Raw genomic sequence first — 23,850 nt, forward strand, 5'->3', positions numbered from 1 at the left:
ACTCCTTTTTCCATTATAAATTGAAAATTTAATTAGTGAGGATTTTTCCCTATAATAATCTAACTATTGCAATATAAAGTGATACTTTAATCAGTGGAGGTTCTACGGGCAAATAGTGGGATAAAAAAAAGACTGCCATATTTCGGCAGTCTTAATCGATAAATTCAAATTCATATTCAAGAATTTTTACAATATCTCCGTCTTTTGCACCACGTGCACGAAGCGCTTCATCAATACCCATTCCGCGCATTTGGCGAGCGAAACGACGTATAGATTCATCACGTGAGAAGTCTGTCATTTTGAATGTCTTCTCGATATCGTAACCAGAAATAACAAATGTGCCGTCACTTTCACGTGTAATTTCAAATTTAAGACTTTCAGCATCAAATTTATACATTACACTTGCTTCAGACTCTTCGACAACATCGTACATTGGGAATTCTGGTGTTGTTTCTAATAAGTTCGCTACTTCAAATAGTAAATCACGAACACCTTGTTTCGTTACAGCTGAAATTGGGAAGATTTTTACTTCGTCTCCCACTTTCTCTTTAAATGCTTGTAAGTTCTCTTCTGCATCTGGCATATCCATTTTGTTTGCTACAACAACTTGCGGACGCTCTGTTAAACGCATATTGTATTCTTTTAATTCATTATTAATTGTAACATAATCTTCATATGGCTCACGGCCTTCTAAACCAGACATATCAATAACATGTACAATTACACGTGTACGCTCGATATGACGTAAGAATTGGTGTCCAAGTCCAACGCCAGCATGTGCGCCTTCAATTAGTCCAGGAAGGTCAGCCATCACGAAGCTGCGGTTATCACCAGTTTCAACAACACCAAGATTCGGAACGATTGTTGTAAAGTGATACTCTGCAATTTTCGGACGTGCTGATGATACAACAGATAATAATGTAGATTTACCTACACTTGGGAATCCAACAAGTCCAACATCTGCTAGTACTTTAAGTTCTAGAATGACATCACGTTCTTGACCTGGTTCTCCGTTCTCAGCGATTTCTGGTGCTGGGTTCGTAGCTGTTGCGAAACGTGAGTTACCACGGCCACCACGGCCACCCCTTGCGATTACAGCAGTTTGTTCATGCGTTACTAAATCGGCAAGAATTTGACCAGTTTTTTCATCTTTTACTATTGTTCCTGGTGGAACCTTTACGATTAAATCTTCAGATTTACGTCCGTGCTGACCTTTACTCATTCCGTGCTGACCGCGATCAGCTTTGAAATGACGTTGGTAGCGGAAGTCCATTAATGTACGTAAGCCTTCCTCAACTACGAAAACAACATCTGCACCTTTACCGCCGTCGCCACCTGCTGGGCCACCTTTAGGAACATACTTCTCACGACGATACGCAACCATACCGTTACCACCGTCGCCGCCTTTTACATATATCTTGACCTGATCTACAAACATTATTTCACCACACTTTTTCAATTGGTTGTAATATAACTGAGACTTCTTCGTCTCGCACTGTATAAGAAATGGAATACCATTTATTGTTTTGGGTCGCAAGCCAATTCTGTAGTTCTTCTACACTCGTTAGCTTACCACGAAAATCAAAAAAGAAACGAGCATTATCCGCGTCACATTCAATTGTGATACAAACATAATTTTCAACATATACGTCTAAACTATGCTGAAGCATCGAGAAAAATTGATTCGTCCATGTACACACAGTCTCATCTAAGTGAGATAAGTTATGTAATTTCCCTAATACTTCGTACTCCAATAAGCACGGCTGCTGTTTCCAATTATATGTTAAAATCCACTCTGAAAATAAAGGCATTGATAGCCCCATCAGATTGGATTCTTGTCTCGCTTCTTGGACAAAACGATCGATGAGACTATGAATTTCTTCCACTTTTCCAAGGGAAAGGTTTCCTTTCACCATCTGCATACGATTGAGCCAATCATGTCTTGAATGGCGCAATGCATCTATAATTGTCCATTTTTCATTCATTTAGATACCCCTTAATATAGAAAAACTCTAACCTGCACTCAGGTTAGAGTTTTCCGTGAGTTCTTATGCTTCTTGAGCAACAGGATATACGCTCACTTGTTTGCGGTCACGGCCAAGACGCTCAAAGCGTACTACGCCGTCAACTTTCGCGTATAAAGTGTCATCGCCACCACGACCAACGTTAACACCTGGATAAATTTTTGTACCGCGTTGACGGTAAAGAATTGAACCACCTGAAACCGTTTGACCATCTGCGCGTTTAGCACCAAGACGTTTTGACTGAGAGTCACGACCGTTCTTTGTACTACCTACACCTTTCTTAGATGCGAAAAACTGAAGATCTAATCTTAACATACGTTACACCTCCTGCACTTTTTCTATTAAACGGATATACTTTCCGTAATCAAGTTCGATCGTCTTAAGCGAAACAACCAATCCTTCCAAAAGTATCTGTGCTTTTTCTACTGTATGAACGTCTAAATCATTAGGCAATTCATACGTTAAGAATCCGCCATCACTTCCGAGTTCAATAGTTGCCTGCACATTACAAAGTTCTTCCACTGCATTTATAGAACCAAACACAACCGCTGTAGTTCCAGCACAGACAAGGTCTTGTCCATGTGGCGCATAATCGGCATGTCCAGTCATTTTAAATGATTGGATACTTCCTAATTTCGTGCGACTTATCGTAATTTTAATCATGTTAACCTGGATTAAGCGTTGATAGCTTCAACAACTAGCTTAGTGTAAGGTTGACGATGACCTTGTTTCTTACGATTGTTCTTTTTCGCTTTGTATTTGAAAACGATAATTTTCTTAGCGCGACCTTGTTTTTCAACTTTCGCAGTAACTGTTGCACCTTCTACAACTGGGCTACCAACTTTAACGTTTTCGCCACCAACGAAAAGAACTTTGTCAAAAGTAACAGTTTCACCAGCTTCAACATCTAATTTTTCAATGTAGATTGCTTGACCAGCTTCAACTTTAATTTGTTTTCCACCTGTTTCGATAATTGCGTACATACTTGCACCTCCTCTTAATTACTAAGACTCGCCAAAAACGAGGTAGACATATATGCCTTTAGGGAACCTGTCTTGTGCGGTTGTAGCATATAGCCGTTTAGGTGCTATAAACTATAACATAAAGATGTTATCATGAATCATAGACGGTTGTCAATAAATGTTCTGCTAACTATTTTTTCCGCTCTACAATTTCTGTTTTACTTCCAAAACGGACAATTGCATACTTTTCGATCATATCATCTTTGAAATAAATTTCAAATGGAATATTTTTTTGTAATTCTTTTTGCAAAAATTGTTTTTGCAAGTCTTTAGGTGCAGCGATTAATACTGCCTCATCCTCTATATTGCCATATGTAATTAGCTCTCTCTCTAACTCATACGCAATTGTCTCATATGACATCATATACCCCGTCGCTTTGCACGGTACACATTCTTCTAGTAATACGTCGCGTAAAGAATGTTTCTTACGTTTACGTGTCATCTCTAAAATCCCTAACTCTGTAAACCCAAGCACTCTTGTATATGTGCGATCATTTTGCATAGCAGCCATGAGACATTCTCTTACCATTTCTTTATCTTCTCTTCTTTTCATATTAATAAAATCAATTAATATCATACCACCGATATCACGCAGTCTTAATTGACGTGCAATCTCTTCAGCTGCCACTTCATTTGTACGAAGGACTGTATCTTGTAAATTCTGTTTTCCAGTAAACTTGCCCGTATTCACATCAATTACAGTCATCGTCTCCATTTGTTCCACAATTAAATAAGCACCATTCGGGAGCCATACAATTTTTTGAAGTGCTTTCTCGATTTCACGCTCTATTCCAAAATGGTTAAACATTGAAGATTTTTCATTATAAAAAGATACTTTTTCTTTTCCAATCTTTTCCTCTAATTCTTTTACTATACTTCTTGTATCTACAACTACTTTTTCAATTGTTTCAATCGGATTCTCTTGGAATACACGATCTAAAAAGGTGGCCGGTCGATGAAGTAATAACGGCGCCTTTCCTTGGCCCTCTTTTCTTTTTAGCTCTTCATATAACTGCTGTAACATTTGCATTTCAGCTTGTATTTCTTCAATCGCTCCTTTTTCAGAAGCAGAGCGGAAAATGTAACCCCCTGTTCCTTCTACCTCAATTTGGAGTAACTGTTGTCTTTTTTTATTATTTTTTATTTTCCGAGAAACAGCGCGCATCTCATCAAACGGCATATAAACGACATATTTCCCGGTAAATTCTATATTCGCTGTCAATTTAGGCCCTTTCGTATCAATTGCCTCTTTTACAACTTGTACGAGAATCGCTTGCCCTTCATGTATACGATAACAAGATGGTACATCATCGTATGAAAGATACGCATGTTTTTCTAAACCGATGTTTACAAATGCTGCGTTCATTCCAGCGATTGTTCTTACGATACGTCCGGCATAAATATGCCCAACAATCTCTTGCTCTTCATTACGTTTCCATAAAAACTCAACAATTTTTTTCTTCTCTTCAATTGCAACGCGCTTTTCCGATCCAGCGTAATTCACATATAACGTTTTCAAAATTATTTCCTCACTTTATAATCTTCTTTGCTTTTACAATAATAAAAGGTTAGTGCTATCGTCAACACTAACCGATTAATTCTTCAACTGATGAAGTTGTTCGTTTTTCAGTAAAATATGCATAGAGCAGTTCATTTTCATCTAATGTGTAATGTTCTTTATATTTTCCATGGACGATAATAGAGTGCTTATATCCTCTACGAAATTTTGTGAATATCTTATATAAATGATCTTCTGATTGCACTTCAATAGGTGCAATCTTTTCAATTCCTCTTTTGTTCCCATAATAACGTTCTAATAAAAAACGCATAAAGGCATACCGTCTTTGTTTCCACTCTTGATATAACGACACTGCCAAAAACATGAGTAGTACCCACATCATAATATTATTGCTATTCCAGAGTAACTGCCATCCTAATATTACACCAAAAAAAACACATGACAATTTCATCATCTTTTCATGTGCTTGTAAATAAGGAAAACGATATGATAGTATATTAAACAATACTTTCCCGCCATCTAACGGCCAAATAGGGAGTAAATTAAACGCTAAAATAATTATATTATTCCACATAAAGAAATAATATAAATCCGCGTTCAGCCAACCGGCTTCAAATAATATATAACCTACTAGCATCATCCAAACATGTTGAATCGGTCCTGCAATTACGACAACAAGTTCCTCTTTCAACGACTTATTACCATGTTCCTCAAGCTCAGCCACGCCACCAAACGGCAAAAGCTGAATTTTTTTTATACGCCAATTATAGTGCGCTGCTGCAAGAGCATGCCCAAGTTCATGAATAAGAACAATACAAAATAACAGTATTAATTCTTTAAAACGTGCAGTAAAAATACCAATGACAATGATAACCCAAAATAATGGATGCACGGAAATTTTCGTTAAAACGTCCCTATATTTAATCAAATGATATCACCTGGATCGGATCAATAAATTTTTCATTCTTTTTTATCGCGAAATAAAACTTTCCATTTTTATCATTTGTATCATTACTCACCGTTCCAATTTTTTGTTTCTTTGAAACGTAATCATATAATTTCACTGACATATCGTTTAAATTTGCATACCATGACTCCGTACCATCTGCATGTTGAATTTGAACTGTATTTCCAAGTTCCTCTTTCTTACCCGCAAAAACAACTAATCCTTCATTCACTGACTCAACTGTTGCATTTGTAGCTGTTTGGACAAATACACCTTGGCCATTTTTTTGAAACCCTTGCATTACTTTTCCAGAAGCAGGAATTGCATAATTTTTTTGCTGAATACTTCCTTCTTTTTTCTCATTCGGTGAATAAAATACAAGCGGTTTTCCAAATTGCTTTTCATACCATTTCGCTACAGTAGCAAACTGAAATTCCTCTTTCATCACTTTTTCTGTAACAGCTTTAGCACCATCGAACGAAGACGGGGCATTCTTATATAAAATAGCAACCGAAAGAACTAATATTGCTGATAATAAAACTTTGAAGAAAAAGACTTCCTTTCGAAATAAAGGGTGAATTTCCTTTTCTCCTTCTTCAATAAATACTGTTTCGCTACCAAAATTCCCTCCGGTAAAATACTGCTCTTCCTCCATCCTTTCTTGCTCGGCCTTCCTTTTCGCAATCCGCTTTTTAATTTCTTCTACGCGTCTATTCTTCATACTGTCTCCTTTCTTTCCGTAAGCTAATTTCAATAGAAACAGTTGTATACAGTTTGTACATGTGTATGAGCTAAGAAAGAAAGATATTCGTGTGAAGAAAAAAGAAAGCACTTCGCATATGTGCGAAGTGCTTTTAACGGATTCCAAAGAAGTTTTTTACCTTTGCAAATACCGATACCTTTTCTTGTTCAAATGCTTGTAATGGTACATTCTCACCCAACAAGCGTCTTGCGATATTACGATAAGCCAACGCTGCTTTTCCGCTTGGTTGCAACGCCACAGGTTCACCTGTATTTGTAGCTCGAATAACTTCATCGTCATCTTCGACAACACCAAGAAGCTCGATTGACAATGTACGTACAATTTCATCAACATCTAACATATCCTGTTCATGAAGCATATGACTACGTACACGGTTAATAACAAGTTTTGGTGGTTCAATATCCTCTTTTTCTAAAAGCCCAATAATACGATCCGCATCGCGCATTGAGGATACTTCTGGCGTCGTAACAACGATTGCTTTATCCGCACCAGCTACCGCATTTTTAAATCCCTGCTCAATCCCCGCAGGACAATCAATTAATATGTAATCATAATCTTGACGTAATACTTGTATTAATTCATCCATTTGTTCAGGTGTTACCGCTGATTTATCACTCGTTTGTGCTGCAGGTAATAAATAAAGATCATCAAAACGTTTATCTTTAATAAGAGCCTGAGGTAAACGGCAACGCCCTTCAACGACATCAACAAGATCAAATACAATACGATTTTCCAGCCCCATTACTACGTCTAAATTTCGAAGACCGATATCTGTGTCAATTAAGCACACTTTCTTTCCAGATAACGCTAGGGCCGTACCAATGTTCGCAGACGTTGTAGTTTTACCTACTCCGCCTTTTCCAGATGTAATTACTATTGCCTCTCCCACAGCTATACAATTCCCCTTTCTAACTTTGTTAAATTAGGTCTAAGATGAGTGAGAAGTTGCAGGCGATCGACAACAATGTGATTGTTCTCATTAATATACGCACATTCTGCCGCCTCCGCTCCGTCTTCTTTCTCTTCCGGAGCCCGCATTGCCACATCACTAATTCGAAGTTGCATCGGGTTCATAACAGATGCAGCGATTACAGCATCCGAATCCCCATAATACCCAGCATGTGCAATTCCTCTTAATGATCCTACAACAAAAATATTCCCCCCAGCGATAACCGTTCCGCCTGGATTAACATCTCCAATTAACAACAAATTTCCTTTTACATGTAAAACTTGTCCAGAGCGAACAATTTTGGAAATAGGGACAATTTCTGTTTCTTCTTTCCAAGCTATTGCTTCTGCTTTAGTGATAACATCACTTTTAATTGAATCCACAACAAGATTCTTTTTATTACGAATTAACGTACGAATCTCTTCTTGTTGGACTTCTGTTAAATAACGATTTCCTACTTTCACATGCACTTCAATTAAAGAGCGTCCATCACCATCGTAGTAATGTGTAGAAAGTTTTTCGTCTAATTCTATCAACAATTCAGAGAATGAACAACAATCATCTAAATGAAGCGTTATCCCATCTTTTGTCCCTTTTATCGTTACATTTTGTTGCTTTTTTTCTTCCACTAAAGTTCACCCCACCGATTCAATTCGACATAAAATTAGAAAATCCTTTTTTCTTTTTCTTCCATCGCTTTTGAAAGACGCAATATATATCGTCTCAGTGGGAAACAAACTATCAACAAGAAAATAGCATTTAACAATAAAGTAGCAAGGAGACGATCTGTGAAAAAGACATACGCTGGCATATGAGTACGTCCCAACAAAGTTAAAAATCCATACACATAATACTCTAGTGCTACAACGCTAGCTAATATGATGGAAACAACAATAAATAAATTCAATTGCAGTACTTTCATCACACTATAAACTAAATAAGCTAAAATCGGATAAGCAAAAATATATATACCGACAAGTTCTGTGTATACGGTATCAAATAAGAAACCAAATAATAGTCCGTAATAAATCCCTTGGACCGGACTATAATACACTGTAATAAAACATAAGACGATTATAAAGAAATGCGGTGCTGCTATACTCTCTTTCCAAAACACATTTGTTGGAACAATGGTAGCAAACATATTTTCAAATAGAAACACAAAAAGGAGCAAAAGAGGAAGAGCTGCTCTTTTTAAAATCTTCATCATCTCTTCTCTCCCTCCTATTCTAATGGCGCTGAAGGCTTTTTACGTTTAGCAACCATAATATGCTCTACGTCATTTAAATCAGCGGCAGGTTTTACATAAGCTGTTTTTGTTAAGCCGTATGCATCTGGTTGTACATCAACGATTTTCCCAATTACAAGACCTTTCGGGAAAATATCACCTAGTCCAGATGTTACAACCATTTGATCTTTTTCTACTTTTGCATCAGAACCAATCTTTGTGAAAAGAAGTAAGTGTTTTTCTTTGTCGTAACCTTCAATTAAACCAAAGATATTTTCTTGCCCTTGTACAATAGCAGATACACGATTTGTTCGGCTCATAGAGCTTAATAACTCTACTGATGATGTAAACTGAGATACACTTTTCACACGTCCAACTAAACCTTGTGAAGTCATAACAGCCATATCTTTTTTAATTCCTTGCTGTGCCCCTTTATCAATTCCAATTAAATCGTACCATTTATCTGAACTACGAGAAACAACAGTAGCTGGAATCTCAGTATAATCGCTCAGCAACTCCTTTTTTCCAGTTAACTCTTGTAACTTCTTGTTATCATCTTCTAATTGTTTTACTTTCCCTGATAGACCTGCATAATTATCTAATTTTGCTTTTAATTCTTTATTCTCTTCATACGTGCGCTTTACATCCTCTACATTTTCGAAGAATCCAGCTACGTATTTCGCTGGCTTTTGGAATACACGTTCTACAACACCGACAGTGTCTTTAACAAACTGCTCTGGCCATGTTAAACTGTTCCGTTCTTTCAATGAGATTCCAATCAATGCCACGAGAAGAATAATACTAACTAACAAAACAATTAATCTTTTGTTTAAGAAAAACTGTGGCACGTTCACACCCTCTTAATTTCACTGATTTTTATTTTGCAATATTATCGAGCAGCAGTTTTGAAAAGATCGATATTGTCTAATGCTTTACCTGTTCCAATTGCTACGCAATCTAATGGGTCTTCTGCAACAAGAACTGGCATTTTTGTTTCTTCACTAATTACTTTATCTAAATTACGTAGTAATGCCCCGCCACCTGTTAATACAATACCGCGGTCCATAATATCAGCTGCTAATTCAGGTGGAGTTTTTTCTAGTGTATTTTTAACTGATTCTACAATCGCATCTACTGTATCTTTTAATGCATCTGCAATTTCTTCTGGCTGAATTAGTACTGTTTTTGGTAAACCACTTACTAAATCACGACCGCGAATTTCCATAGGCTCGATACCTTCTGGCTCGCCTGCAGAACCGATTTCTAATTTTAATGCTTCAGCTGTTCTTTCACCGATCATTAAGTTATAGCTTTTCTTAATGTACTGAATGATTGAATCGTCCATATCATCACCAGCAACACGAACTGACTGACTTGTTACAATACCTCCTAAAGAAATAATTGCAACTTCTGTTGTACCACCACCGATATCAACTACCATACTACCAGTTGGTTCCCAAACAGGTAAGTTTGCACCAATTGCTGCTGCAAATGGCTCTTCGATAGGATAAGCATCACGAGCACCCGCTTGACGAGTCGCATCGATTACTGCACGTCTTTCTACAGCTGTAATACCAGATGGTACACATACCATTACATACGGCTTACGTGAGAAGAAACCGTTTGATTTTTGAGCTTGTTGAATGTAATATTTCATCATTGTTGCAGTTGTTTCATAATCAGCAATTACACCGTCTTTCATCGGGCGAAGTGCCACAACGTTCCCTGGTGTACGACCAATCATTTGTTTTGCGTCGCTACCTACAGCAACGATTTGTTTCGTATCAGTTTGTAACGCAACTACTGAAGGTTCACGTAAAACTACACCTTTTCCTTTTACATATACAAGCGTGTTCGCAGTTCCTAAGTCTATTCCAAGATCGCGAGTAAATCCACCAAATCCAAACATATTATTTATCTTCCTTTCTTGTTTTCACGGACTCATTTTTTCTTACTTTATATTATAAAAACAGTACGTTTTTTATATCTTTATCCTTTTTGTAGATAAATTTCTACAAAAAACTCATAAATCACATTATAAAACAAAATAAGTAAAAAGCATAGTCTTAAATATGACCTTTTTCCTTTAAACTCACGAATTTATGGTCACCTATTATAATATGATCTAGCACTTCAATTCCGATAATCTGGCCGCATTCTACTAAACGTTTTGTTACTTCAATATCTTCACGGCTCGGCGTGGGATCTCCTGAGGGATGGTTATGAAGACATATAATAGAGGCTGCTGCACGACGGAAGGCTTCTTTAAAAACTTCCCTGGGGTGTACAATTGACGTGTTTAAACTTCCAATAAAAATCGTTTGCCTATGTAGAACTTGATTTTTTGTATTTAAATATAAACAAACAAAATGCTCTTGTTGTAAAAAACGCATTTCTTCCATCATGTATTTCGCACAATCTTCTGGACTTCGAATACTATATCTATTTTGATATTCTAAACGCACCATTCTTCTGCCTAGTTCAAAGGCTGCCATAAGTTGCGATGCCTTTGAAATCCCAATACCATGTATACTAATTAGCTCTTCTAATGTTGCATCTTTCAACATACGTAAGCCATCAAATTGGTGTAAAATTTTATCTGATAACTTTAACACTGTTTCTTCTTTAGAACCTGTTCTGAGTAATACTGCGAGAAGCTCTCGATTTGATAAACTTCCGGCACCTTCTAACAATAAACGCTCCCGTGGCTGTTCTTCTCTTACAACATCACGAATACCGTTCATCTCTCCACTCCTTTATTTGTTCTCTCAAAGAAAACCCCATGCAATTTTACGCATGGGTTACATCAATATCAAATTGTTTTAATTCCCTAACGAGACGTGCAATTGGTAAGCCAACTACACTATAGTAGTCCCCTTGAATATTTTGAACGAAAATAGATCCTTTACCTTGAATCCCATAACTACCGGCTTTATCAAGAGGTTCTTTCGACGTGACGTATGTATCAATTTCCTCTTCTGTTAGCTCCCAAAACGTAACTTCTGTACGCTCATAAAAAGTAACCGTTTTTTCTTTTGATATAATCGCAACACCTGTATACACTTCATGTGTTTTCCCTGATAGTAATTGTAACATCTCTTTCGCCTCATCCTCATTAGAAGGCTTACCAAGAATACGCGACTCATATGTAACAATTGTATCTGCACCTAACACAATGTGATCACTATTATTTTCTGCCACCGCTGATGCTTTTTGCAAGGCAAGCGACATTACAATATCAGAAGGCGATGAATATGCACCAATTGTTTCCTCTACTTCACTTACAACGATTTCAAATGGTATGCTAGCTAACTCAAGCAATTCCTTCCTCCGAGGTGATCCTGAAGCTAAAATTATTTTTTTCATATTTTCTCCTTCCTTTCTCACATGAAGCAGAACAATTTATATCAATCGTATCAAAGGAATAGTTTGTCCACAAATGAAAGAAATATTAATTTCTCTAACTAAAATAACAATTCTTTATTGCATACGATTATATTCCTGTCATAGAGAAAGCACTTTGCTCTAAATTCAAAAGAAAAGAAAGAAGTACATGTACTTCTTTCTTACTCATTTTATTATCCTATCATTTCACTTTCTACGAAACAATTTTTTCATACGAAAGTAGGCCATCAATAATAACTTGATTTAATTTCACCAAAGATTCCTTATCCATTTTCCCATCTTTTACTGTTTGTACAGCTACCGACGTATACATATACAGTTTCTTTGCTTCTTCTTGCTTCATACTTTTCCCCTCTTTTTCAATCGCTTTCCATTCTTTTTCAATCGCTTCTATATCTTTTGCGCTGCTTTTTCCACCAACTTGTACACTAGAAGCATATTTTGCTAAATGAGTGTATAATGGCTGCACTTTTGTTAAAAATGTTCCTACTTCTTTATCATCTTTCAGCAACGCTTTATCTGCTATATCCCAGTTCTTTTTTAAAACGGAGACACCATCATTTTTATACTGAGTCATTAATTGATTTATAGCCTGTTCATCGCTAGCAATACCAACAACTATTGCATACTTATCCCCGCTCGGTCTCAAAGCTCCAATGCCCCCATTGCCTTTCCATTCTTCAAGAGCTGCTCGTCCCTTTTCTTCAGAAGAATAAAGCCCCCCTTGAACAAAAAATAATTTCATCGGATCCAATGACGCTCCTGCCTGTGCTTTTTGTTTTTCTTCTTTTGGTTCTGATGTTTGTCCTGCCGTTCCACCCACCTTTGATTCTCCATTCCCAGTCGGCTTGGAAGCTGTTACTTCACTTCCTCCTGTCGTTCCTTGTCCGGTGAGTAAATGAAGCATCCCCATTCCAAACGCCGTACCGATAATAATTGCGGTTGCAACGATTGCAATTAATGTATTACTCCACTTCTTTCGGTATTTTTCCACAGACATCGATTTCGCTTTTTGAAACGGAACAACATTTCTCGGTCGTTCACCTTCTACTACCATCCATTCAAATTCATCTTTCTTCTTTTCCTCATACTTCGCTTCTGTTCCATTCACTTTCACTGAGATCGTTCGTGATTGCTTGTCCATACACTCACACCTCACCTCTTATCGTTGTCCGCATCATATCATATTCCTTTCACAAAAAAACGAGATATTTGTCAGAGAAATTCGCCAAATAACCCTATATATTTATCTTATATGTATGCTTTTGACTTCATTTGTAGAACAAAAAACTAGATAGCAAAGACTATCTAGTTTTTCTCGCGAATATATTTTCGAACTTCAGAAATGAAATAAAGAGAACCTGTTATGATGAAAACATCATTTTCTCCTATCATTTCAACTTTTGTATCAATTGCCTCTTTCCAATTTTCAAAAACTAATTTTGATTCTTTTTGTGAATATGATGCAAGTTTATCAGCAGAGATAGCACGATCAAAGGCGAATGTTGTAAAAATAATTTCATCTGCAATGGTTTCTAATTGGCCTACCATGTTATGCAATTGTTTATCACCAAGGGCAGTAAATAAAACTATTACATTTTTATCTTTGTAATGCGCTTCTACTGTTTTCACAAGGCTTTCAATACCTTCTGGATTATGGGCACCATCTATAATAATATCCGGGTTACTTTGCAGCTTTTCAAAGCGCCCAATCCAATACGCTTCCCGTAATCCCGTTCTTATTTCCTCTTCCTCAATTAAAAATGATAGATATGTTTTTACATACATGACTGCCATAAGTGCTAGCGCTGCATTTCCTACTTGATGAATGCCTTTCATTGAGATTTGCAAATCTTCAAATGCGGCAAAAGGACAAGTAAAATCAAACTCTTCCCCATCTTCTTTAGACTGCTTATGTAACGCTGTAAAATGCTTGTCAAGTTCGTATAGGTTTGCATGGTTTTCCTTTGCAACATTTTGAATGACTTCCAAAGCTTCTTCGTCCTGCACACCAGTAATTACCGGCACACCAGATTTAATAATCCCCGCCTTTTCATATGCAATTTCTCCTAGTGTATTCCCTAAAATATGCATATGATCGTGACCGATATTCGTAATAATCGTGAGAACAGGGTGTATAACATTAGTAGAATCAAAACGTCCACCAAGCCCTGTTTCAAATAAAACAACATCACAGAAATTGACTTTACCGAAATAACAAATTGCCATAACAGTAATAATTTCAAACTCCGTCGCTTCCCCTAAATCCGTCTCATCTAGTTTTTCCACGACTTGTTTTACCATCTTTACAAGTTCAGTAATCTCTTCATCTGCAATTGGTGTCCCATTCACACTAATGCGTTCATTAAATGTTTCGATATAAGGAGAGGTGAACGTTCCTACCTTATATTTCGCGCCTTCTAACATGTAGCGCATATATGTTAACGTTGAACCTTTTCCATTTGTACCAGCAAGATGAACACATTTTATATGACGCTCTGGATTTCCGAGTTCTTCTAGCATCCATCTCATTCTTTCTAATCCTGGCTTAATTCCAAATTTCAATCGGCTATGAATCCACCCTATCGCTTCTTCGTATGTATGTATCACGTATGCTTTTCCCCTTTCAAAAGACAACTTTCATAGTTCTATTATACGCAAAGAAAAGAGACTCACCAATATAGTGAGTCTCTAAAAACATTTTTACTTTTCAAGATCTACTAGACGTTGACGAACTGCTTCGCGTTTTTCTAGGTAATCTTGCTCTTTCGCACGCTCTCCTTCAATAACTGCCGCAGGAGCTTTCGCTACGAAACCTTGGTTAGAAAGTTTCTTCTGTACACGTTCTACTTCTTTATCGAACTTCTCAAGTTCTTTCTCAAGACGAGCTCTCTCTTCATCAAGATTGATAAGATCAGCTAATGGTAAGAATAACTCTGCACCTGATACGATTGCAGTCATTGCTTTTTCTGGCGCTTGTAAATCCGTTTGAATTGTTAATTCGCTTGGATTACAGAAACGCTCAATGTAAGAGCTGTTTTTCGTAAGTTGAGCAAGTACAGCCTCATCTTTTGCTTTAATTTGCATTTGAACTTTTTTGCTCATTGGCGTATTTACTTCTGCACGGATGTTACGAACAGAGCGAATGATATCAACTAGAAGGTGCATTTCTGCCGCAGCTTCCGTATCTTGTAAATCCTCGCGAACTGTTGGCCACGCAGCTACTGTAATAGATTCGCCTTCATGTGGTAAATGTTGCCAAATCTTTTCTGTTACGAATGGCATGAATGGATGTAATAGACGCATTGTTTGGTCTAATACGTAAGCTAAAATAGAACGAGTTGTTTTCTTAGCTGCTTCATCTTCACCGTATAGTGGAAGCTTCGCCATTTCAATGTACCAGTCACAGAAATCGTCCCAAATGAAGTTGTATAATGAACGTCCAGCTTCACCGAACTCATATTTATCCATGTTACGTGTTACACTTTCGATTGTTTCGTTTAAGCGAGTTAAGATCCACTTATCTGCAACTGATTTTTCACCAGTTAAATCGATTTCTTCATACTTCATATCATCCATGTTCATTAATACGAAGCGTGATGCATTCCAAATTTTATTAATGAAGTTCCAAGTAGATTCTACTTTCTCCATGCTGAAGCGTAAATCTTGACCTGGTGCACTTCCTGTTGATAAGAAATAGCGCATTGCATCTGCACCGTACTTCTCGATAACATCCATTGGGTCAATACCGTTACCAAGAGATTTACTCATCTTACGACCTTGCTCATCACGAACTAAACCGTGAATTAATACATCTTTAAATGGACGCTCGCCTGTAAACTCTAAACCTTGGAAAATCATACGAGATACCCAGAAGAAGATGATGTCATAACCAGTTACTAATGCATCTGTTGAATAGTAGCGCTTAAAGTCTGCTGAATCTTCATCCGGCCAACCAAGTGTTGAGAACGGCCATAGCGCTGAACTGAACCATGTATCCAGTACGTCATTATCTTGATTCCAGTTTTCAATATCTGCTGGTGCTTCTGTACCTACGTATACCTCACCAGTTTCTTTATGATACCAAGCTGGAATACGGTGTCCCCACCATAATTGACGAGAAATACACCAGTCATGAATGTTTTCCATCCAGCGTAAGTATGTGTTTTCAAAACGCTCTGGTACGAACGTTACTTTTTCTTCTTCTTTTTGTTGAAGTGCTACTGCTTTTTCTGCAAGTGGAGCCATTTTTACGAACCATTGTGTTGATAAGTAAGGCTCAACTACTGCACCGCTACGCTCACTATGACCTACTGAATGCATATGAGGCTCGATTTCTACTAATACGCCAGCCTCTTGTAAGTCTTTCACTAATGCTTTACGGCATTCGAAACGATCCATACCGTTATACTTACCAGCTTTTTCGTTCATCGATCCATCTTCATTCATTACTAAGATGCGTGGTAAGTCATGACGGTTACCTACTTCAAAATCATTCGGGTCATGAGCTGGTGTAATTTTTACAACACCTGTTCCGAAGTCTTTTTCTACGTACTCATCAGCAATAATCGGAATCTCACGGCCTACAATTGGAAGTGTAACTGTTTTTCCGATTAAATGTTTGTAACGATCGTCTTCTGGATGAACTGCTACTGCTGTATCACCAAGCATCGTTTCTGGACGAGTTGTCGCAAGACGAATGTGGCCAGAACCATCTGTTAACGGATAGTTCATATGGTAGAATGCACCTTGAACTTCTTTATGAATTACTTCAATATCAGAAAGAGCTGTGCGTGTTGCTGGATCCCAGTTGATGATATATTCACCACGGTAAATTAAGCCTTTTTCGTATAATTGAACGAATACTTTATTAACCGCATCTGATAAACCTTTGTCTAATGTGAAGCGTTCACGAGAATAGTCTAGTCCTAAACCAACTTTCCCCCATTGTTGACGAATGTGAGAAGCGTACTCTTCTTTCCACTCCCAAGCTTTTTCAAGGAATTTTTCACGGCCAAGATCGTAACGTGAAATACCTTCTTCACGAAGTTTTCCTTCTACTTTCGCTTGTGTTGCGATACCAGCATGGTCCATTCCTGGAAGCCATAGTACATCGTATCCTTGCATACGCTTCGTACGAGTTAAAATATCTTGAAGAGTTGTATCCCAAGCATGACCTAAGTGTAACTTACCAGTTACGTTCGGAGGTGGAATTACAATTGTATACGGTTGTTTCTTCTCGTCTCCTGTTGCTTCAAAATATTTGCCTTCAAGCCACCATTGATAAAGGCCTTCTTCAACGGACATATGATCATATTTAGTTGGTAAATTCTTTTCCGTGTTTGACATTATTTTCCCTCCTTAAAATAAAAAATGTCCCTCATCCAAAAAGGACGAGGGACATCGCGGTACCACCTTTATTCACAAACAAATTCATAATTTGTTTATACTCTTAATTTGATAACGGACAAATCCGTCTTTTCCTAATAAGAACTATTCCGTTCAGAAAAGATGCTCCAGGGCTACCTTCTAACATAACTATCTAGAGAATCTCCCAGCTAATGATTCTCCTCTCTGAAGACGTTTCATGTTATACTCTTCCCCTTCAAGGCATTTATATGATTGTTAATTATTATATACAATAGTGTAAAAAACGAAACCTTATTCGTCAAGATAAATTTAAGTCTATGAATTTTCAGGCGCACAAAAAAGATAAGTAGCATTCTCTACTTATCTTCTTTATCTCGCTATTTGCGGGCAGTAAGATCCCTACATCAAAATTCAGCTGAAGCAAAGAAGTTAGGCGGGAGCCCCGCTGATTAAAGTTTTACTTTACCCGTTCCCTTGCTGGGCAGCTTGTAATTGTGATAGGAAATATTCTATATTGCTAACGAGCCAATGCGATTGTTGCAAACTCTTTACTTCCAGCAATTCATTTTCCTCGTTGCGATTATCTTTTCTTTTTCTATACGAACCGATTTGTCGAATAAATTGTGATGGGTACGTCATATAAGCAAACATGAGAAGTTGCTCTTCTTTCGTAAACGGAAAATTTTTTTGATACATTTGAAACCATTCAAACCGATCACTTCTTGCGATCGGATATGTGTTTAAAGACCGTGAATAAAAACCTACTATATCTTGCACAGGCGTTGCAAACTTCGATTTTTCCAAACTAATAAAATAGCCATTCCGCTCATAGTCAAATAAAAAATGATTAAGTGACACGTTACCATGTACAAAAGTAATACGCGTTTTATCTTTTTCTTTCATCGCATCGTTCCACTCATTTAATTGCTTCGTTGCAAATTCACGCGCTCTCATTACATGATGATAGTACGTACAATATTGCAATTCAAGCGGGGACATATACCATTTTGATTCAGATTCTACGAGAAACTCTTCTAACATCTCACCATCATTTTCCCAGCGATTGGATATAGTTGTATAATGTTTTTCTAAATCTTCTTCCGTATACGTTTCTTCCTTCACAGTTTTTTGATGCAACGTTCCGAGTGTCTGAAACATTTTATGGTATTGATCATTGTCCTCACCATTTCCTTCTGCACGTTCTAACCAAGGCATTAAATAATAATTATACGTCCCGTCACTTAAAATATAATTTCCATCCGTCGCATGGTATATAGGTACATAATTTGAAAAACCTTTCTCCTTCAAATATTGAATATGATGCAGAAAGTTATTCCGCTCTAACTTTCTGCCTTCTATTTTCTTAAGTGCATATGGACCTTGATTCGTATAAATTTTCATTACATTTCCGTGCTCTTCCATATGCTGCGTATCCAATCTATATTGCCTCACGATAGGTTCATAGTGATTTCGCAATTCAATATCCATACGAATAACCCTTTCTATTCAAAACATAACTTCTAAGAAAAGAAGTGAGTGAAAACACTCACTTCTTTATTTCGCCTTTACTCTTGAAACGGGAATATAAATAATTTGCCCCGTATTTAAAAATATATCTTCTGTTTGATTGACACGGTACAAATTTTGTACCGATGTTTCATAACGGTCTGCAATAGATTCAATTGTATCCCCTTCTTGTACGAAATACATTCTTAACTTTGTAAATTCCTCTTCCGGTTCTTTCGTAAATAGTTTTGTTAAATAAAGCGCATTTTCATCTCGCTGTGAATACTCTTCTTCTTGTTCTTCCTGCTTTTTCGCTTTTTCTTTCTTGAAATCTTTTCGTCCGAACAATTCAAATTGCGGCGTTGTTTCTTGCTCCTCTTCACGTTCCACAAATTCATGTTCTTCTATTTTCTCTTCTTCTAATTCCTGCTCTTTTCTTTCCTCTAATTGGAACGGTTCAAATGCGTAATCTTCCCACTCATCTGATTCCTTGTATGTTGGTTCTTCTACATGGGGCGCCGGTCTATTCTCATCCTCTTGCGCTGAATCTTCTTCTAAATCAGCATACACCGTTTCTTCTTCATCCTCGCTTCTCTCTTCATCACATAAACCAGTAATAGATATATCCGCTAATAATTGTAAGCAACCATTTTCCTTTAATTCATAATCAAATTCCTCAATTGATACATATAGTTCTTCAATTACTTTCACGCGATTTCTCGGAATTGATATTTCAAGCGGAAAGGAATGAACAAGTTCATTAACCCCATCTTCCCTTGTTTCTACATAATCAATTGACTTTGCTGGCGATAGTTCTCTTAGTGAATACGCCGAATCATCTTGCCTTGCAACATACTCTCCCGTTAAATCTAATTGCCCTCTCACGATTACTTCATGATCAAGCTCTTCTATCTCAACGTCTGGATCTAACGAAATTGACAAAAGTTCATCGACTTCCTGTCCCTTTTGGAACCAAACAGATTCTTTTAATGAAAATCGTAACGAATGATCTGCAGCCACTTCTTTTCCCCCTCCCAAACTATATGTCATTACAGATTTATGTAGGGAAAGCTTACTTTATGAATAAAAAAAATCGCTCCCCTTATGGAGAGCGATTTTTCTCTAATACATTATTTTAATTTTGACATTGCAATTTCAGCCGCTGCAATTGTCGCCTCAATATCTGCGTCACTATGTGCTGTCGATAAGAATAAACCTTCGAATTGAGATGGTGGCAAGAATACACCTTGTTCTACCATTTCACGATAGTAAGCCGCAAAGAACTCTAAGTTTGAAGATTTTGCTGCATCGTAATTAATAACGGGCTCATCTGTAAAGAAAATACCAATCATAGAACCTGCACGATTAATATGATGTGGAATGCCATGTTTTTCAGCTGCTTTACGTAATCCAGCTTCTAACATTTCAGCTTTACGCTCAAATTCTACATACGATTCTGGCGTTAACTGTACTAACGTTTCATAACCTGCTGCCATTGCAAGTGGGTTACCTGATAAAGTACCAGCTTGATAAATCGGTCCGCTTGGCGCAATTTGGCGCATAATTTCTGCTTTACCACCGTACGCTCCTACTGGTAAGCCACCACCGATTACTTTACCTAAACAAGTTAAATCAGGTGTTACACCGTAGTAACCTTGTCCACAGTTATAAGCAACACGGAATCCTGTCATTACTTCATCAAAAATAAGCAGTGCACCGTTTTGTTCTGTTACTTCACGAAGTCCCTCTAAAAATCCTGGTTGCGGAGGAACAACACCCATATTCCCTGCCACTGGTTCTACAATTACACAAGCAATATCATCACCGAATTGTTCAAAAGCGTATTTCACACTTTCTAAATCATTATAAGCTACTGTAATCGTATTTTTCGCTACACCTTCTGGTACGCCAGGGCTATCTGGTAAACCTAGAGTCGCCACACCAGAACCAGCTTTAATTAATAACGAATCACCATGACCGTGGTAACAACCGATGAATTTCAAGATTTTATTACGGCCTGTATAACCACGAGCTAAACGTAGTGCACTCATTGTCGCTTCTGTTCCAGAGTTAACCATGCGGACAATTTCAATCGATGGTACACGCTCAATAACAAGTTTCGCTAATTTATTTTCGATTTCTGTCGGTGCACCGAAGCTTGTACCTCTTTCAGCAACAGATTTTAACGCTTCAACAACACGATCATTTGCATGCCCATGAATTAAAGGCCCCCATGATAATACGTAGTCGATGTATTCATTTCCATCAATATCATATACTTTAGAGCCTTTACCACGCTCCATAAACAACGGATTCATCCCAACAGACTTAAAGGCACGAACTGGGCTATTTACGCCACCAGGCATTAAATCTTGCGCCTCTTCAAACGCTGCAATTGACTTATCAAACTTTTTCATTATTTAACGCCTCCTTCTTGCAACCATTTTGCTGCATCTTTCGCATGATACGTAATAATTAAGTCTGCTCCTGCACGTTTCATGCTAATTAATTTTTCAAGCACAACTTCTTTTTCATTAATCCAACCATTTTGCGCTGCCGCTTTAATCATTGAATATTCACCACTTACGTTGTAAGCAACGATTGGTAAATTAAAGTTATTTTTCACATCACGAATGATATCTAAGTAAGAAAGAGCTGGCTTTACAATTAAGAAATCAGCCCCTTCCATTACATCTGATTCTGCTTCACGGAATGCTTCCATACGGTTCGCTGGGTCCATTTGATATGTTTTACGGTCACCAAATTGCGGCGCACCGTGCGCAGCATCACGGAATGGCCCATAAAACGCTGATGAATATTTCACAGCGTACGACATAACTGGCACGTGTCCAAAACCATTTTCATCTAATGCATGGCGAATTGCTGTTACGAAGCCGTCCATCATGTTTGATGGCGCAATAATGTCCGCTCCTGCCTTCGCTTGACTTACAGCTGTTTTCGCAAGAACTGCAAGAGACTCGTCATTTAAAATAATACCATCTTCAATTACACCGCAATGACCATGACTTGTAAATTGACATAAACATGTATCTGCAACTACTACTAGCTCAGGGAAATCGCCTTTAATTTGTTGAATAGCACGTTGTACAATTCCATGATCACAATATGCTGATGATCCAACTTCGTCTTTTTCAGCAGGTAAACCAAATACAATAACAGAACGAATACCTAAATCAACAACTTCTTGCATTTCAGCTTGCAATAAATCTAAAGACATTTGATATACGCCTGGCATAGAAGGAACTTCATTACGAACATTTTCACCTTCTAATACAAAAATAGGGTAAATAAAATCTTCCGTATGTAAAAACGTTTCACGCACAAGTGCACGCATACTACCGCTTTGTCTTAAACGACGATGACGATTAAATTGTAAAGAGTTCATAGATTTCTATCCCCATTCTTTCATTTTATAGATTCACAAACACATTGTAGTAATGCTTCTACAGTGTACTCTTTCGGCACAATAACAGACGGAAAATAACGACTTGCCTCTTTTTCCGTAATAGGTCCTATACAAGCAATTGTACATTTTTTTGTCCATTCTCTCCAGTTTGCACCCTCAAGTAAACGAACAAAACTAGTAACAGTTGAAGGGCTCGTAAATGTAATAATGTCTACTTTCCCTAACTTCAATGCCGCTATAAGCTCTTGCTTTTTTTCTATATTCACTTTCGTACCGTATACGATTAGCTCATCTAGAGAAACACCAATTTCCCGAAGTGCAACCGGAATTACCTCTCTTGCTATATTCCCTTTCGGAAATAAAATACGTTCGTTTCCACTTAATTCTTTTAGAAACTCTTCTGCAAATGCTTCTGCAACAAATGAAGTTGGAACAAAATGAACTTGATAGCCCCTTTTTTCTAACTCTAATTTTGTTTTCACACCTACCGCAGCGATTTTAATGGTTAGCGGTAGTTTCTTGTTCAAACTATCTAGAAAAAAAGCTACACCATTTCTGCTCGTAAAAATAACCCAGTCATACGAATGTAGCTGCCCTTCAATATGTTGAATTTGCCTATGAGACATACCTTCCATATGCAAAAGCGGAATTTCCAATGGAATTCCGCTCTTTTCTTTCACTGCTACACTCATTTGTTTCGCTTGATGCTGGGCACGTGTAATCAATACCGTTTTTCCAGCGAGAGCGTTCATATTTATTGTTGCTCCTTATTTGCAGCAAGAATGAGTTCTTTGGCGCCTTGTTTAATTAAACGGCCCGCGGCTTCTAATCCTACTTCCTCAGGATTAGTACCTACTACTGTCTCTTTTAATAAAACAGAGCCATCCATAGAGCCAACAAGAGCTGTTAATTCGATTGTATCGTTTTCTTTAAGGGTTGCATATCCAGCGATTGGAACTTGACATCCACCTTCAAGTTTATGAAGAAATACTCGCTCCGCTGCCACTGTTCTTTCTGTTATCGCATCATTCATATGCGCTAACAACTGCAATAAATCCTTATCATCCTCACGACATTCAATCGCTAATGCACCTTGTCCTACAGCAGGTACACATAACGTTTCATCTAAATGTTCTGTAATAACTTCATCATCCCAGCCCATTCTTTGTAATCCAGCTGTCGCTAAAATAATCGCATCGTAATCCTCTTCTTTTAATTTACGTAAACGTGTATCGATATTTCCGCGAATCCACTTCACTTGTAAATCTGGTCTCGCAGCGAGTAGCTGTGCACTACGTCTTAAACTACTCGTACCTAAAATAGCACCTTCCGCTAACTCTTTAAACGATGCTCCATTTTTTGAGATAAAAGCATCACGAGGGTCAACACGCTTTGGTGTACAGCCAATCATTAACCCTTCTGGAAGTACGGCTGGCATATCTTTCATACTATGTACAGCCATATCGATTTCTTTCGTAAGTAACGCATGCTCAATTTCTTTAACGAACAAACCTTTTCCGCCTACTTTTGAAAGAGTAACATCTAAAATCACATCACCTTTGGTGACAATTTCTTTCACTTCAAATTCATATGGTAAACCAAGTGCTTTTAACTGATCAATAAACCAGTTTGTTTGTGTTAATGCTAGCTTACTCTTTCGTGACCCTACAATAATTTTGCGCATAATTCTC

At 37.6% G+C, this 23,850-nt stretch carries 24 protein-coding genes and 2 other annotated features; all 24 genes read right to left on the bottom strand.

The genetic code is table 11. The features are described 5' to 3' along the window. Positions 1–151: 151 nt before the first annotated feature. The 24 genes from obgE to hemC all read right to left on the bottom strand — a co-directional run bounded on the left by obgE (position 152) and on the right by hemC (position 23,843). Positions 152–1,438 carry a GTPase ObgE gene (gene obgE, locus DN403_RS13035; protein ID WP_000497121.1) on the bottom strand — a complete coding sequence of 429 codons (1,287 nt, stop codon included), beginning with the start codon at positions 1,436–1,438 and terminating at the stop codon, positions 152–154. Between the two features lie 4 nt (positions 1,439–1,442). Next, entirely contained in the window at positions 1,443–1,985 is a 543-nt protein-coding gene (locus tag DN403_RS13040; RefSeq protein WP_001003585.1) for a sporulation initiation phosphotransferase B, read from the bottom strand. 63 nt (positions 1,986–2,048) lie between these two features. Then, a complete protein-coding gene (gene rpmA / locus DN403_RS13045; protein WP_000944957.1) occupies positions 2,049–2,339 on the bottom strand; it encodes a 50S ribosomal protein L27 in 291 nt (96 codons plus the stop codon). A gap of 3 nt (positions 2,340–2,342) precedes the next feature. Continuing rightward, positions 2,343–2,687, bottom strand: a complete 345-nt coding sequence (locus DN403_RS13050) for a ribosomal-processing cysteine protease Prp (RefSeq protein WP_002082112.1) — start codon at positions 2,685–2,687, stop codon at positions 2,343–2,345. A gap of 11 nt (positions 2,688–2,698) precedes the next feature. Further along, positions 2,699–3,007 carry a 50S ribosomal protein L21 gene (gene rplU, locus DN403_RS13055; RefSeq protein ID WP_000270907.1) on the bottom strand — a complete coding sequence of 103 codons (309 nt, stop codon included), beginning with the start codon at positions 3,005–3,007 and terminating at the stop codon, positions 2,699–2,701. A gap of 14 nt (positions 3,008–3,021) precedes the next feature. Next, positions 3,022–3,099 (bottom strand) — a sequence feature (ribosomal protein L21 leader region). 77 nt (positions 3,100–3,176) lie between these two features. Further along, a complete protein-coding gene (locus DN403_RS13060) occupies positions 3,177–4,565 on the bottom strand; it encodes an Rne/Rng family ribonuclease (protein ID WP_000855474.1) in 1,389 nt (462 codons plus the stop codon). Between the two features lie 67 nt (positions 4,566–4,632). Then, a complete protein-coding gene (spoIVFB, locus tag DN403_RS13065; RefSeq protein ID WP_000599046.1) occupies positions 4,633–5,493 on the bottom strand; it encodes a stage IV sporulation intramembrane metalloprotease SpoIVFB in 861 nt (286 codons plus the stop codon). Continuing rightward, the gene (gene spoIVFA, locus DN403_RS13070; protein ID WP_000797477.1) at positions 5,486–6,232 is read right to left on the bottom strand and encodes a stage IV sporulation protein SpoIVFA; all 747 of its coding nucleotides are present in this window, start codon (positions 6,230–6,232) and stop codon (positions 5,486–5,488) included. Before spoIVFA ends, spoIVFB begins: the two co-directional genes overlap by 8 nt. 133 nt (positions 6,233–6,365) lie before the next feature. Further along, positions 6,366–7,163: a septum site-determining protein MinD gene (gene minD / locus DN403_RS13075; RefSeq protein ID WP_000503309.1), complete on the bottom strand. Its 798-nt coding sequence runs from the start codon at positions 7,161–7,163 to the stop codon at positions 6,366–6,368. A gap of 2 nt (positions 7,164–7,165) precedes the next feature. Beyond that, positions 7,166–7,852 (bottom strand): septum site-determining protein MinC, encoded by a 687-nt coding sequence (minC, locus tag DN403_RS13080; protein WP_000391514.1) that lies wholly within the window; start codon positions 7,850–7,852, stop codon positions 7,166–7,168. A 35-nt stretch (positions 7,853–7,887) separates the two neighbouring features. Continuing rightward, the gene (mreD, locus tag DN403_RS13085) at positions 7,888–8,433 is read right to left on the bottom strand and encodes a rod shape-determining protein MreD (protein ID WP_000975762.1); all 546 of its coding nucleotides are present in this window, start codon (positions 8,431–8,433) and stop codon (positions 7,888–7,890) included. A gap of 14 nt (positions 8,434–8,447) precedes the next feature. Further along, on the bottom strand, positions 8,448–9,299 hold the full coding sequence (mreC, locus tag DN403_RS13090) for a rod shape-determining protein MreC (RefSeq protein WP_001135484.1): 852 nt from the start codon (positions 9,297–9,299) through the stop codon (positions 8,448–8,450). A 41-nt stretch (positions 9,300–9,340) separates the two neighbouring features. After that, positions 9,341–10,360, bottom strand: a complete 1,020-nt coding sequence (gene mreB, locus DN403_RS13095) for a cell shape-determining protein MreB (RefSeq protein ID WP_000466736.1) — start codon at positions 10,358–10,360, stop codon at positions 9,341–9,343. Positions 10,361–10,517: 157 nt separating this feature from the next. Then, a complete protein-coding gene (gene radC, locus DN403_RS13100; RefSeq protein WP_001013396.1) occupies positions 10,518–11,195 on the bottom strand; it encodes a RadC family protein in 678 nt (225 codons plus the stop codon). A 46-nt stretch (positions 11,196–11,241) separates the two neighbouring features. Next, positions 11,242–11,817 carry a Maf family protein gene (locus DN403_RS13105; protein ID WP_000720491.1) on the bottom strand — a complete coding sequence of 192 codons (576 nt, stop codon included), beginning with the start codon at positions 11,815–11,817 and terminating at the stop codon, positions 11,242–11,244. A gap of 232 nt (positions 11,818–12,049) precedes the next feature. After that, a complete protein-coding gene (locus DN403_RS13110) occupies positions 12,050–13,000 on the bottom strand; it encodes a hypothetical protein (RefSeq protein ID WP_017763621.1) in 951 nt (316 codons plus the stop codon). 164 nt (positions 13,001–13,164) lie between these two features. Next, the gene (locus DN403_RS13115; RefSeq protein WP_000582079.1) at positions 13,165–14,466 is read right to left on the bottom strand and encodes a bifunctional folylpolyglutamate synthase/dihydrofolate synthase; all 1,302 of its coding nucleotides are present in this window, start codon (positions 14,464–14,466) and stop codon (positions 13,165–13,167) included. Between the two features lie 93 nt (positions 14,467–14,559). Then, the gene (locus DN403_RS13120; RefSeq protein WP_000072243.1) at positions 14,560–17,205 is read right to left on the bottom strand and encodes a valine--tRNA ligase; all 2,646 of its coding nucleotides are present in this window, start codon (positions 17,203–17,205) and stop codon (positions 14,560–14,562) included. Between the two features lie 37 nt (positions 17,206–17,242). After that, positions 17,243–17,474: a binding site (T-box leader), on the bottom strand. A gap of 214 nt (positions 17,475–17,688) precedes the next feature. Continuing rightward, positions 17,689–18,714: a spore coat protein YsxE gene (ysxE, locus tag DN403_RS13125; RefSeq protein ID WP_000350652.1), complete on the bottom strand. Its 1,026-nt coding sequence runs from the start codon at positions 18,712–18,714 to the stop codon at positions 17,689–17,691. 66 nt (positions 18,715–18,780) lie between these two features. Further along, entirely contained in the window at positions 18,781–19,752 is a 972-nt protein-coding gene (spoVID, locus tag DN403_RS13130) for a stage VI sporulation protein D (protein ID WP_000718528.1), read from the bottom strand. A 110-nt stretch (positions 19,753–19,862) separates the two neighbouring features. Next, the gene (hemL, locus tag DN403_RS13135) at positions 19,863–21,149 is read right to left on the bottom strand and encodes a glutamate-1-semialdehyde 2,1-aminomutase (protein WP_000712938.1); all 1,287 of its coding nucleotides are present in this window, start codon (positions 21,147–21,149) and stop codon (positions 19,863–19,865) included. Beyond that, positions 21,149–22,138 (bottom strand): porphobilinogen synthase, encoded by a 990-nt coding sequence (gene hemB / locus DN403_RS13140; protein ID WP_001087080.1) that lies wholly within the window; start codon positions 22,136–22,138, stop codon positions 21,149–21,151. Before hemB ends, hemL begins: the two co-directional genes overlap by 1 nt. A 20-nt stretch (positions 22,139–22,158) precedes the next feature. Beyond that, entirely contained in the window at positions 22,159–22,911 is a 753-nt protein-coding gene (gene hemD, locus DN403_RS13145; protein ID WP_000992324.1) for a uroporphyrinogen-III synthase, read from the bottom strand. 2 nt (positions 22,912–22,913) lie between these two features. Continuing rightward, on the bottom strand, positions 22,914–23,843 hold the full coding sequence (gene hemC / locus DN403_RS13150) for a hydroxymethylbilane synthase (protein WP_001226403.1): 930 nt from the start codon (positions 23,841–23,843) through the stop codon (positions 22,914–22,916). Positions 23,844–23,850: the final 7 nt, after the last annotated feature.

This window comes from Bacillus sp. AY2-1 (genome assembly GCF_008368965.1).
Taxonomy (GTDB): domain Bacteria; phylum Bacillota; class Bacilli; order Bacillales; family Bacillaceae_G; genus Bacillus_A; species Bacillus_A thuringiensis_S.

Bases quoted from the DNA above. Each gene is read 5' to 3' on its own strand.
- hemC (WP_001226403.1), bottom strand. From the start codon at position 23,843: ATGCGCAAAATTATTGTAGGGTCACGAAAGAGTAAGCTAGCATTAACA.
- spoIVFA (WP_000797477.1), bottom strand. From the start codon at position 6,232: ATGAAGAATAGACGCGTAGAAGAAATTAAAAAGCGGATTGCGAAAAGG.
- mreB (WP_000466736.1), bottom strand. From the start codon at position 10,360: ATGTTTGGATTTGGTGGATTTACTCGCGATCTTGGAATAGACTTAGGA.
- rpmA (WP_000944957.1), bottom strand. From the start codon at position 2,339: ATGTTAAGATTAGATCTTCAGTTTTTCGCATCTAAGAAAGGTGTAGGT.
- obgE (WP_000497121.1), bottom strand. From the start codon at position 1,438: ATGTTTGTAGATCAGGTCAAGATATATGTAAAAGGCGGCGACGGTGGT.
- rplU (WP_000270907.1), bottom strand. From the start codon at position 3,007: ATGTACGCAATTATCGAAACAGGTGGAAAACAAATTAAAGTTGAAGCT.
- DN403_RS13105 (WP_000720491.1), bottom strand. From the start codon at position 11,817: ATGAAAAAAATAATTTTAGCTTCAGGATCACCTCGGAGGAAGGAATTG.
- hemD (WP_000992324.1), bottom strand. From the start codon at position 22,911: ATGAACGCTCTCGCTGGAAAAACGGTATTGATTACACGTGCCCAGCAT.
- DN403_RS13050 (WP_002082112.1), bottom strand. From the start codon at position 2,687: ATGATTAAAATTACGATAAGTCGCACGAAATTAGGAAGTATCCAATCA.
- DN403_RS13040 (WP_001003585.1), bottom strand. From the start codon at position 1,985: ATGAATGAAAAATGGACAATTATAGATGCATTGCGCCATTCAAGACAT.
- radC (WP_001013396.1), bottom strand. From the start codon at position 11,195: ATGAACGGTATTCGTGATGTTGTAAGAGAAGAACAGCCACGGGAGCGT.
- DN403_RS13110 (WP_017763621.1), bottom strand. From the start codon at position 13,000: ATGGACAAGCAATCACGAACGATCTCAGTGAAAGTGAATGGAACAGAA.
- ysxE (WP_000350652.1), bottom strand. From the start codon at position 18,714: ATGGATATTGAATTGCGAAATCACTATGAACCTATCGTGAGGCAATAT.
- mreD (WP_000975762.1), bottom strand. From the start codon at position 8,433: ATGATGAAGATTTTAAAAAGAGCAGCTCTTCCTCTTTTGCTCCTTTTT.
- hemB (WP_001087080.1), bottom strand. From the start codon at position 22,138: ATGAACTCTTTACAATTTAATCGTCATCGTCGTTTAAGACAAAGCGGT.
- hemL (WP_000712938.1), bottom strand. From the start codon at position 21,149: ATGAAAAAGTTTGATAAGTCAATTGCAGCGTTTGAAGAGGCGCAAGAT.
- DN403_RS13120 (WP_000072243.1), bottom strand. From the start codon at position 17,205: ATGTCAAACACGGAAAAGAATTTACCAACTAAATATGATCATATGTCC.